The organism is Cytobacillus kochii, assembly GCF_044790165.1.
Lineage (GTDB): Bacteria > Bacillota > Bacilli > Bacillales > Cytobacillaceae > Cytobacillus > Cytobacillus kochii.
Genome location: NZ_CP085254.1, coordinates 2,184,478 through 2,197,231, shown reverse-complemented (window position 1 = coordinate 2,197,231; position 12,754 = coordinate 2,184,478). Strand labels below are relative to the sequence as shown.

General features: G+C 37.7%; 9 protein-coding genes. All 9 read right to left on the bottom strand.

The genetic code is table 11. The annotated features are described in order from the left end of the window. Positions 1-18: 18 nt before the first annotated feature. Positions 19-1,266 (bottom strand): glutamate-5-semialdehyde dehydrogenase, encoded by a 1,248-nt coding sequence (locus LG276_RS11475; protein ID WP_251161568.1) that lies wholly within the window; start codon positions 1,264-1,266, stop codon positions 19-21. After that, a complete protein-coding gene (gene proB, locus LG276_RS11470; RefSeq protein ID WP_251161567.1) occupies positions 1,263-2,357 on the bottom strand; it encodes a glutamate 5-kinase in 1,095 nt (364 codons plus the stop codon). The genes LG276_RS11475 and proB overlap by 4 nt, the downstream gene beginning before the upstream one ends. A 569-nt stretch (positions 2,358-2,926) precedes the next feature. Next, positions 2,927-4,141, bottom strand: a complete 1,215-nt coding sequence (locus LG276_RS11465; protein WP_251161566.1) for a CaiB/BaiF CoA-transferase family protein — start codon at positions 4,139-4,141, stop codon at positions 2,927-2,929. Between the two features lie 36 nt (positions 4,142-4,177). Next, on the bottom strand, positions 4,178-5,341 hold the full coding sequence (locus LG276_RS11460; protein ID WP_251161565.1) for an acyl-CoA dehydrogenase family protein: 1,164 nt from the start codon (positions 5,339-5,341) through the stop codon (positions 4,178-4,180). A gap of 12 nt (positions 5,342-5,353) precedes the next feature. After that, the gene (locus LG276_RS11455) at positions 5,354-6,151 is read right to left on the bottom strand and encodes an enoyl-CoA hydratase/isomerase family protein (RefSeq protein WP_095373352.1); all 798 of its coding nucleotides are present in this window, start codon (positions 6,149-6,151) and stop codon (positions 5,354-5,356) included. A gap of 334 nt (positions 6,152-6,485) precedes the next feature. Next, positions 6,486-8,261, bottom strand: coding sequence for an acyl-CoA dehydrogenase family protein (locus LG276_RS11450; RefSeq protein ID WP_251161564.1), 1,776 nt, complete (start codon positions 8,259-8,261; stop codon positions 6,486-6,488). Between the two features lie 11 nt (positions 8,262-8,272). Then, the gene (locus LG276_RS11445; RefSeq protein ID WP_251161563.1) at positions 8,273-8,683 is read right to left on the bottom strand and encodes a PaaI family thioesterase; all 411 of its coding nucleotides are present in this window, start codon (positions 8,681-8,683) and stop codon (positions 8,273-8,275) included. A 17-nt stretch (positions 8,684-8,700) separates the two neighbouring features. Then, the gene (locus LG276_RS11440; protein WP_251161562.1) at positions 8,701-10,836 is read right to left on the bottom strand and encodes an acetate--CoA ligase family protein; all 2,136 of its coding nucleotides are present in this window, start codon (positions 10,834-10,836) and stop codon (positions 8,701-8,703) included. A 3-nt stretch (positions 10,837-10,839) separates the two neighbouring features. After that, the gene (locus LG276_RS11435) at positions 10,840-12,750 is read right to left on the bottom strand and encodes a TRAP transporter fused permease subunit (RefSeq protein WP_251161561.1); all 1,911 of its coding nucleotides are present in this window, start codon (positions 12,748-12,750) and stop codon (positions 10,840-10,842) included. Between the last annotated feature and the right edge of the window lie 4 nt (positions 12,751-12,754).

Here is a 12,754-nt window from a genome sequence, read left to right as displayed (position 1 = left end):
TTAACTTTTAGCTAACAATTATTCTCTTATTTGTCCATTACCTTCAATAAAATATTTACTTGATGTTAGTGCTTTTAATCCCAATGGTCCACGCACATGCATTTTTTGTGTGCTAATGCCAATCTCAGCGCCAAAACCAAATTCAAATCCATCTGTAAATCTTGTTGAAGCATTATGATAAACAGCAGCAGCATCTACATGATTCATAAAGGTTTCTGCTCGACTATTATTTTCCGTTATAATTGCTTCTGAATGCTTTGTCCCATACTGACGAATATGAGTAATGGCGTCTTCAACAGAGGCAACTGTTTTAACGCTCATTTTTAAGCATAGAAACTCACTGTGAAAATCTTCTGTAGTGGCTAATTCGATGTGAGGAAGAAAGTCTTTCACATATTGATCTCCAACCATTTCAATTCCCTCGTTCTCCATGTAAGCTAAAAATTCTCCCCCGTATTTTTCCAACCAATGAGTATGAATCAAAAGAGATTCGATACTATTGCAAACAGAAGGTCTTTGTTTCTTCGCATTTAATACTACTTTCTTCGCCATTTCTAATTCCGCAAACTCATCAATATACATATGGCAATTACCTGCACCTGTTTCAATAACCGGCACGGATGCCTCACGTACAACAGTATCAATCAATCCTTTGCCACCTCTGGGGATAAGCACATCGAGAAATGTATGAAGATGAAATAATTCTTTGGCAGCTTCTCTACTCGTATCTTCAATTAATAAGACACTATCAATTGGTAGCTCCGTCGATTGTAATGCGCGATGAACAGTTTGGACAAGCGCACGATTACTATGTAGTGCCGTTTTACTCCCTCGTAAAATTACACAATTATTTGTCTTTAAAGCTAGTGAAGCAGCATCAATGGTTACGTTAGGTCTTGCCTCGTAAATCATACCTATAACACCAAGTGGGACTGACTTTTGTTGAATAAGTAGGCCATTTTCTTTTTTTATTGTCTGCAATACACGATGTATAGGATCGTCAAGTTGTGCGATATCAGTGACCGCTTGTGCCATTGCTCTTATTCTAGACTCATCTAACATAAGACGATCAATCATACTGTCACTCATGTGGCCACGCGCCATCCTTATATCTTTTTCATTGGCTAAACGGATTTCCTCTTGATCTTCTATTAATTGATTGGCAATGGCGTTTAATGCTTGATTTTTTTCCGCTGTCGTAGCGCCACTTAAACGATAGCTCGCTTTTTTTGCTAATTTACCTTTTTCATATACTTCACTTGTCATTTCCCTTCACTCCTATTCGATTCTAAAACTAATTTATCACGATGAATCACTTCTTTAATTCGTTTTTTCTCATGTGATGTTTGCGTGAGATATTGACTAGAACAACTTACTTCTCCCCTAGCAATTAGTTGATTTTCAAACCTCACTTCAACAACCTCACCCGAAAGAAAACTTCCATCAATTTTAACAATTCCAGGTGATAATAGACTTCCACCACCATGTACAAGTGCTTGTTCGGCTCCTTTATCCACATAGATTTTTCCTTTGACCGTCGAATGAAGGGCAATCCATTGCCGTTTTGTATTAATATTTTTCATTTGCTGATTAGAAAGATATGTACCGTCTCCATTTCCATTAAGGATGCTTATAAGTTTGTCTTCACCTTTACCAGTACCGATAAAAACCGGGACGTTTAATTCCATAGCTGTTTTAGCAGCATTCAACTTTGAGTACATGCCGCCAGTTCCAACTTTAGAGCCCGCACCATCTGTCGCTTTCATTTGCACATCAGTAATTTCATTTAAGAAGTCAATTCGGCTGGCATTTGGATACTTAAACGGGTTTTGATCATATAAGCCATTAATATCTGTTAAAATCACAAGTAAATCAGCATGAACAAGCCCGCTAACGAGTGCTGATAACATATCATTATCCCCGAAAGTCAATTCCTCAATAGAAACAGTGTCATTTTCGTTAATAATCGGTATGACTTTACGATCTAACAGTTCCATAATCGTATCGTACGCATTTCTAAAGCGCACTTGATTGTTAAAGTCGGATCGAGTCAGTAAAATTTGCGCTGCCAGGGTGTCAAATTTTAATAAGGCTTCCATGTAACTTTGAATTAATAATCCTTGACCGATAGCAGCCGCAGCTTGTTTCCCTTTTAATGTAATGGGACGGGAAGAATAACCTAGTTTTCTAAAACCTGCTGCTACTGCTCCCGAGGATACGACAATCACTTCATGGCCCATTTTCTGTATTTTTGCAAGTGCTAATATATGATCGGTAAATTTATAGCGGTCAATCTCTCCCCTTTCATTCGTTAATGAACTGCTGCCAATTTTAACGATCATTCTTTTCTTCCCCATATGATTCATTCCTTTTAAGAGCACGAACACCCATGTAGTGATGTCTCAGTCTAGTTTTTTAAAAAATAAAAAACCTAACTCAAGCCTTAATACATAAGGACGAGTTAGGTTTCGCGGTACCACCTTAATTGAATGCTCTCTTTTAAACATTCCACTTTCATGAGTTAACGTCTCAATCACCGCTGATGGTTTTCACCAGACTAAAGAGGCAGGTTCAATAGGTTGAATCATGGTGGAATCTTTCAGCTGATAAATTCCACTCTCTTTCATGCCAATCCCTATTTACTAGCCCTCTTTCAATCGTTCATTTATAATTTTGACTCTTTCTTCAATTAAAACGTTTCAGTATTACAACTATTATAGCAGATATCTTTCTCATGAAAAGAATTATTTATCGTAGTTGATGAAAATATCCCCACTTCATATGTAATATTCATCAAACAAATCTTTTCTTCAACTTTTTGATATTGTAGATGAAAAACAGTTGTACTATTTACGCGTTAGTTGAACCACAAGAAAAGCTCTCCTATAAATGTCTTACCACAATAATAGAAGAGCTCATAAATGGTTTATCTGTTTTTCAGTTTTTTTTCATAAGCCCCAATAACTTGGCTAGTTGAAAGCTCTGCTATTCTTTCTTGCGTATAGCCTAATGATTGTAGGACACAATCAGTATTTTCCCCTAGTTTTGGCGATGCCATTTTCACCTCAGGTGTAGATTTACTTAGATGAAAAGGTAGTCTTGGTAGACGTAAATCTTCAATTGTATCATGTGTTACTTGTTGCCACATGCCAAGGGCTTCTGTCTGTTTTGCATCAATGACTTCCGATATTTTTTTTACTTTGGAACTTGGGATCCCTGCCGCGCTTAATTCCGTCACCCAATAATCAGCCGTTTCCCTTTGAAGTATCAGTTCTATGTTTTCTTTTAAGATGTATTGGTTTTCCACACGATTTTTATTATCTAAAAATCGCTGATCTGATAGCCACTCCATACTATTTAAAACCCGACATAATCTTTCAAATAGCGATTGATTGGAAATGCCAATCATGATATACGTATCACTTGCCAAGTAAGCACCATAAGGAGCAAATGCCGTGTGACCAGAGCCGTTTTTCTGTGGTTCTTCTCCTGTCGCTAAAAAGGAAAGCATATGATAACTACTCCAAAATAAACCGGTTTCATATAAAGAAGTAGAAACAAATTGCCCTTCACCTGTATGATTTCGATGCAAAAGTGCAGATAGAATACCAATTGCCCCCCACATTGCACTTCCTTGATCTAAAATAGAGACAGGTACTCTCGCTAATTCAGCGTCTTTGGCTCCATTGATGCCCATGATACCTGTTTCAGCTTGAGCAATAGCATCATAGCCCGGTTGCAATTTTTGCGGTCCACTTTGGCCATATGCTGATAATGAGCAATAGATGATTTGATTGTTTATTGCTTTCAATTTAGCATAACCTAATCCCATTTGCTCTGCTTTTCCCTGCCGGAAGTTCTCAACGAATATATCTGCCGATTTGACAAGATCATATACGATTTGTTTCCCATCTTGTTTCTTAAGGTCGATGACAACCGACTCTTTATTGCGATTAATATGAAGAAAATATACGCCTTCACCACTCATAAATGGCCCCATCCCCCTGGCGTCATCTCCCGTACCCGGACGTTCAATTTTAATAATTTCTGCACCTAAGTCCGCTAGAATCATTGTTAAAGTTGGACCGGAAATATTGGTTGTGACATCAATGACTCTCATGCCTGCTAAAGGTCCCGTCATCCTTATCCCTCCCTGTAGTAAAAGAAATGGTACAAGTTAATAAGACCTTGGTAATCCTAATACATGCTGTCCGACAAAGCTTAATACTAAATTATTGGCAATTGGGGCAACCTTAAATAATCTCGCTTCTCTAAATTTCCGTTCAATATTATATTCTTTAGCAAAACCATAGCCACCGTAAGTATCCATTGCCGCATTTGCTGCATTCCATGTCGCTTCGGAAGTAAGGTATTTAGCCATATTTGCTTCTGCACCGCAATTGACTCCCTCATCAAATAAATCAGCCGCCCTATCTCTCATTAGCTTTGCGGCTTCTATTTCCATAAATGCCTTAGCAATCGGAAATTGTACACCTTGATTCTTTCCAATAGGACGATTGAATACTACACGTTCATTAGCATACTGTACTGAGCGATCTATAAAGTATAAGCCATCTCCAACAGATTCTGAGGCAATTAATATTCTCTCCGCATTCATTCCACTAAGAACATATTTAAACCCTTTACCTTCTTCGCCAATTAAGTTTTCTACTGGAATTTCCGCATTTTCAAAGAATACTTCTGTTGTTGCATGATTAATCATTGTATCAATCGGACGAATGGTTATTTTATCGTGTTGTTCTTTCATATCTAGTATGAATAAACTTAAGCCATCAGTTTTCTTCGCTACAGCTTCTTTTGGTGTTGTTCTTGCTAGAAGTAGCATCAAATCAGAATGCTCAGCTCTAGATGTCCAAATTTTTTGTCCGTTAACTATATATTTATCTCCCTCTTTGTGGGCAAAAGTTTCAATACTAGTTGTATCACTGCCAGCTGTTGGTTCCGTAATTCCAAATGCCTGGAGTCTTGCTTCACCACTGGCTATTTTTGGGAGAAATCTCTGTTTTTGTTCTTCACTACCATGCCTTAATATTGCACCCATTGTATACATCTGTGCGTGGCAAGCACCCGCATTCCCGCCTGAGCGATTAATTTCTTCTAATACAATACTCGCTTCTGTCATTCCCAAACCAGCTCCGCCATATTGTTCTGGAATAAGAACTGAAAGCCACCCCTCATCTGTTAAGGCTTGAACGAAACTTGTTGGATATTCTTCCCTTTCATCCGTTTCTTGCCAATACGTTTCCGGAAATCTCTCACATAAACTTTTCACACTTTTTCTAATCATGTCATGTTCAGTATTGACTTTCGTCTGTGCCATTTTTACCCTCCTTTATTTTCCTTGCCATTGTGGTTTTCTTTTTTCATTAAAAGCATAAATTCCTTCTAAACGATCGTTAGAATTAGCACAACGATAATATGCTTCTAATTCTAGTGCGATTCCCGTAGATAAATCGCAATCTGCTCCTTTATTAACAACTTTCTTTAATGCCTTTAATGAAAGTGGCGCGTTCTCTGCAATTTCTGATGCCAACTTAATTGTCTCTTCTAATAAGCTTTCTTCTCTACAAACTTTATTCACGAGTCCATATGTCTCAGCTTCTGTAGCACTGATTCTTTTACCTGTAAATAAAATTTCTTTAGCTATTGCAAGTGGTAATACTCTTATGGCCATTTGTGTACCACCTATCCCTGGTATGAGACCGAGTTTCGCTTCAGGTAAACCGAATGAAGCGTTTTCATTTGCCGTGCGCATATCACAGCTTAATGCAATCTCCATACCACCGCCTAGCGCATAACCATTTACAGCACAAATAATAGGAAAAGGAAACTCACGAATTAATTCAGTCACTCTTTCAAAAATATCATGTTGTTTTTTCCAGTCACTTTGGCTCATTCCGTTTCGCTCTTTTAAATCAGCTCCAACACAAAAGCTTTTATCCCCCTCTGCAGTTAAAATAATGACTCGTAAATCTGGATCATATTTTAAGATTTCTAAACTTGATACGATTTCACTCGCCATTTTGGTGTTCAATGCATTCATTGATTGTGGACGGTTTAAACGTAAGATAGCAATTTGATTATGATGAGTTTTTTTTAGGTCAATCGTTTCATATGTCTCAACTTTCATTTATATCCTCCTTTTTTGCTGTAAAAAGAGCATTTAATTCATACTCAATCATTGACATAGTTGCCCTTAATATTCTTGTTGGTTTAGTATGATTCATTAAAGAAATGGAGACGAATACCTGCTCATTTTTCGCCAAATGTTCGTAGATGTTCTTTGTGGAAATGCATAGTAACATGTTCCTTTAAGTGATGTTTTTAATGGTTTGCTAGGGGGGAAAACAACGAAGCTTCTCGTTTTTTCTCACAAGTTGTCGTTCGTCTTCACCCTACTTATAAAAATGGTTATCTATAGGATACTGTATCCAATTTTCAATTGCAATATTTTTTAGAATTTTCTATTTACTTAATTGCTCATTAAAATGAGAGATCGCTGATTTGGGGATAGTCACCCAATTGATAACATCTTCTCCCCATTGCCATACACTTTGGTGAAAACACCGACTTTTACTATTTTGGATATGCAGATGATAATAATAACAAGCATTAAAATATTTTCTATAACTGCTTGTTTCCTTTGTTTCAATTTCAGCTTCTTTCAACAATAAGCAATTCGCTAATAAATAATAAATGCGATGCATGATAGAAATAGCTTCCATTTCTACTTCTGTAGGGCTAACTTGCCCTATTAGATTAAGATCTTCCTCTAATAGATGCATATTAGTTAATAACTTCTTTCTCAATGGGGTAAAATCAACAAACGTCACTTCATTTAAAATCGTTTTCATTGTTTGTATTAACACAGTATTTGCCTTATTTTTTGTAATTGCTCTTAAAACATCCAGCGCAACAATATTCGTCGTACCTTCCCATATTGACCCTAAATGAGCATCACGTACAATTTTAGCATTTGCCCATTCTTCAATATATCCATTGCCGCCTCTCATTTCCATTGATTCACCTGCAATCACTCTTGCTTGTTTGCATATTACACCTTTTAACAAAGGTGTTAACAATCTTAGCATCGTTTTTGCTTTCTCATCCTTTTTAGTTTCGGTCAAATCAAAGGTATGTGCCGTGTATAGTGACATGGATGTCGCCACTTCCGATGTTAGCATCATTTCAAATAATTGTTTCTGCATGAGAGGAAGTTTGGCTAATGGTTTTTTAAATGCGATACGTCCTCTAGTTGTGTATAAGGCTTCTAAATAAGAGCGCCTGATGAGACCTGTAGAACGGACACTATTTGATAACCTTGAAGCGTTGACCATTGACATCATTTGTTTAAACCCATGATCAAGTTCCCCAACTAAGTAACCAGTCGCCCGCTTAAAAGTTACTTCTCCTGAAGCCATTCCTTTTGTCCCTAATTTATCTTTTAATTTATTGATCGTATAATGATTTCTTTCTCCACTAGGCAAGATTCTTGGTACTAAGAACATGGCCAACCCTTTTGTTCCTTCTTTTGCACCTGTTGGTCTCGCTAATACAAGTGCTACATCAGCACTAACATTTGAACAAAACCATTTATCCCCCGTGATTAACCATGAATCTCCATTAGCTTCTGCTCTGACTGAATTGGCACCAACATCCGAACCGCCTTGCTTTTCTGTCATAAATTGAGCAGCGGTCATTCTATTACTCTCCGTACTAATTAATTGGGGTAAGTATTCTGTCTTTAGTTTTACACTTCCATAATCCTCCAAAATCTTCGCCGCTGAGTCTGTCATACTCATCGGACAACATAAACCAAATTCAGCTTGAGCAAATACATACCAAAAAGTATATTTCATCACTTTATTAAAAGCCGTTTCAGCCCCCATGACACCGCTGCGATGACTCATGGCAACCAATCCGAATTCTTCATAACCGATTTCCTCGAGACGTGAATAGGATGAATGATAATTAACATCATTTATTCGTTGCCCACGCTTATCATACATTGTTAATGTTGGCGGATGTCTGTCCGCCTCTCTCGAAAGCGGATCGATCTCATTATTTGCTCTATCCCCTAACTCAATTAACTGAGCTTTAAATAATTGATAATCATCGTTTACATAGTGTGCTAATAAAAAATGAATATGGGGATCTGATAAGAAATAATTTATTTCTGTCGGTTCTGGCATGCCACCTTTTATCGGTTCCGGTTGAGGTACTTTAATAGACTCATCCATAAATCCCCCTCCTAACTTATCCGCTGTTTAATAGAAAAGGTACCTAGCGCTTTAGCAACAACACTTCCATCTTCCTGAGTAAGAATAGACTCAACATATTGGATTCTTCTTCCTTCATGTATCATTTTCGCTTCTGCATACAAGATCCCTTCTTTAACAGGTGCAAGAAATTGAGTTGTTAATGAAATCGTCGCCACTTTAACATCTTTCATTGACCGAATAGTGACACCTATAACCGAATCCAATAAGGAGGCAGTTGCGCCTCCATGAACCACACCATTAGAGTTTAAATGTTGTTTTTTTACCGACATCTTAATGCGCGCTCTCCCTGCTTCCAATTCATCCATTCTAATACCAAGGAGCTGCCAATAAGGAGATGTATTAAACTCCTTTTCTAGCCATTGTAAGTATTCATTCTTCATAATAGAGACTTCTCCATTCATAAGGATTCTATTAAATTATCAATTTTTTCATCCCAAACGATGACACCATCTAGGGCAAGCACACCTTCTCCCTCTTCAAGCACAAGAAGAGGGTTGATATCCATCTCTTTTAATCTACCATTTTGATTAGCAGCAAAATGGGATATCTTCTCTATCGCTCGAGCTAATGCCTGAATGTCATGACTGCCTTTTCCCCTAACTCCTTGCAAAACGGCATAACCTTTTAATTCCATTAGCATCTCAATTGCGTCTTCCTCACTGACTGGAGCTTTTCTTAGCGATACATCTTTAAATACTTCAATAAATATTCCTCCTAGCCCACAGACAATAATCGCACCAAATTGAGGATCCTCTTTCACGCCAATGAAAAATTCTACACCTTCTTGCTTAACCATCTCTTCCACAAGAAAGCCATCTATCTGTGCTTCTTTATCATATTTCTTTACACTTTCTGTTATCTCCTTAACCGCTAACGCTAATTCTTGTTCATTCTGTATATTAACAATAACACCACCTGCATCCGTTTTATGAAGAATATCGGAAGAAATGACTTTGCACACCTTAGGAATATCCCAATCTACTTTCATAGTCTCTATCTCATCTACCTTATTGATGAGTACTCCTTTAGGTGTACGGATGCCAAAGCTTGTTAATAAATGTTTAACCTTTACTTCAGTCCAAATTCGTTCTTTAATTTCATCACGATGATAAATGTTTTCACCAGCTACCTGAACATCATTAACAGTCTTTGTTGAATATTGTACTAGTACACTTAGTGCGACCATCGTTTCATAAGATGTTTTATATACTGGGATTTTATTTTGTTGTAAATATCTTCTTCCTTTTCCTGTTAATTCATCTGTACCAGTAATCGTCACGAGTATCGGTTTATCTGTTTTCGCGTCTATTTCCGCTATTGCTTTGCAAATGTTAAAGCCTAATTCGCCTCCAAATGTCGTTTGAAAAACAATGCTGTCTATTGTTGTATCTTCTAATAAAATTTTCAATGTATCGGTTAGAATATGTTGTTCTTTTAAACTTTGCGCAGTCACATCAATCGGATTCATTGCAGATCCGTAAGTAGGGATTAAATCTGCCACTTTTCTCTTCGTTTCTTCAGCCAACGTAATCATATTAAGCTGCAAATCTTCACTATAATCAGCCATTGCGATACCTGCAGCTCCAGAATTAGAAATCGTTACCACTCTATTTCCAGCTGCCCTTTTGTGATTTAAAAAGACTTTGACTGTTGTGATTAAATCATCAATATCATTCACTGTAATAATGCCATATTGTTTGGCGATTGCTTGATACGTTTCGTCAGAACCAGTCATTGAGGCTGTATGCGATAAAGCCGCTTTCTGTCCTAATTTTGACCTTCCAGCTTTCAACATGATGAGTGGTTTATCTTTTTCTTTTGCGGCTTTCGCTAATCGAATGAATTGTTCTCCGTCTGGAATACTTTCTAAATAACCAGTAATGATTGATGTTTGCTCATCCTTTACCATATAACTCATGACATCAAGTGTCGTAATATCCATCTGATTTCCCGTATTCACCACATAGGAAAATCCTATATTCTCTTCTTGTGCCATCCCGAATAATGAAAAGCCAATCGCTCCACTTTGAGAAGCAAACCCTACTGGTCCAGAAATAAATGGCCGATCTGTTTCAAACGAGGTAGCAAACCCCATTGGTAGTGATAAATGAACATTTAATAAGCCGACACAGTTGGGGCCAAGAATATGAATATTCGCTTCCTTCGCCTTTTCTAACACTTCATTCTGTAGATTTGAACCTTCTTCTCCTATTTCTGCAAAACCTGAGCCAAAAAGAACGATACTTCTAATTGCTTTTTGTTTACATTGATCGATGATGGATAACATTCTTTTAGCTGAAACAGCTATTAATGCGACATCAACGGAGTCAGGAATTTCAACTAAAGAAGGGTAACACTTATAACCACCAATTTCTTCATATTTAGGGTTTACAGGATAAATATTCCCTTTATATTGATGCTGAATAAGGTTTTTGATCGGTTTACCACTAATGGATGTGAAATCTTTTGATACGCCTACAATGGCGATTGATTCTGGGTGAAGAAATTTTTGTATCGCTTCATTTTTATCCATTCGTTATACCTCCAGTTCATTGCCTTGATTATATTTACTTCTTTTTCTTCGCCATTTAAGTACATAAAGACAGACAGCTATCACGGTTCCAGCGATAATAAATGACCACATTGGGACAAACATCATCAGACCAGCAACAAATAAAATGATTCGCTCTGCCATAACTAAAATGCCAGCTCCCACAAGATAGCCTTCCAGAGCAAAGGAAATGCAAGCAATCCCTATGACTGCAACAACTATACTAAGGACCGTATCCCACGGATCTCCACGACCAATCAATATGGCAGGATTATAAATCATGAAGAATGGGACAATAAACTTTACTGACCCTAACTGGACAGATTGAAAAGCTGTTTTCATCGGACTTGCTCCTGCTATACTTGCTGTCGAAAAGGCAGCTAATGCTACTGGTGGCGTAATATAGGAGACAGTTGCCCAATAAACAACGTATAAATGTGCTGCTATTGGATCCACACCAACTGCAACAAGTGCCGGTGCCATAATAACTGCTAAAAATACATATACAGCGGATACAGTCATACCCATCCCTAAAATAAAGCAGGTAAGTGCTCCACCTATTAAGATTAAGAAAGTATTATCTCCAGCAGCAGCCACTAATTCACGAGAAAATGAAAACGATACACCTGTAGCAGACAACGCACCAACAATAAAGCCTACCCCAGCAATAATAACAACGATATCAGTTAAGACCTTTCCTGTATTCACAACCATATTCGCTAGATCTTTAGCTGACATCCTCGTTGATTTCTTTATCATGGCAATGATTAACAATACAGCACTCGCATAATAAGGTGCTTGCCCTTCTGAGTTAAGTACTGCTAAGAAGAAAATCATGACTACGATTGAAAAGATATAATACCAACCCTCTTTTAACGTTTTCCAGAATGAGGGTATTTCCTTAGCAGACATCCCTTTCAATCCATTTTTGGCAGCATATCCATCAATTTGAATAAATAAGCCAAGATAATAAAGAAATGCTGGGACTGCCGCTGCTAAAGCGATTTCATAATAAGGGACCGCTAAAAAAGAGGCCATGATAAAGGCTGCCGAACCCATAATCGGTGGCGTAATGGTACCACCTGTAGACGCAGTCGCTTCAATAGCTGCTGCATAATGGGGTTTATAGCCTGTTTTCTTCATTGCCGGTATGGTCATTGCACCTATTGTCACTGCATTCGAAACGGCACTACCACTCAACATGCCAAAAAATGCACTCCCTACAACGGCAACCTTCGCAGAGCCCCCCCTTGTTCTGCCAAAGATAGAAAGAGCGAGGTTGAAGAAAAAGTCACCACCACCAGTTTTCGTAATGACTACACCAAATACTAAAAATCCTAGTAATAAATTCCCAATCGTTGTATAAGCAATACCAAACACGCTATTAGAACTCATGATGTGATTTCTCGCTAACGTAAGAAAATCATAAGACTGTCCTTGGAGCAATTCTATCGGTATAATTCCAGCAATAAGAGGATACAGTGAGATTACTAGACAGATCATCGCTAAAACAAGACCGGCTGTTCTTCTTAAAGCTTCAATAATTAACCCCCATAGAAGAATACTTGCAATGGTCGGTAAAACTGGAGCCTCCCAATCCCATCCCTCAATAATAATCCGTTCACCATTCAAACCAATGGCTAAAGCAATGATCATGGATAATAAAAAACAGGCGATATCATACCATTTAATCGAAAGATCCGTTTTCTTTCCGGGAAACATAAGATAGGCACAAGGGAGAAAACAGGCTAATAATAAAATCATGTAAGCATTTTGAATCGGATTTATGCCAAATAATTCAAGATAGAATAACATGTTTACAGATAAGAAAATGCCTATTAAAGTGGAGCTAATAATAATCGTTTTCCAAAAAGTGTTTAAACGTGATTGCACCATAGAC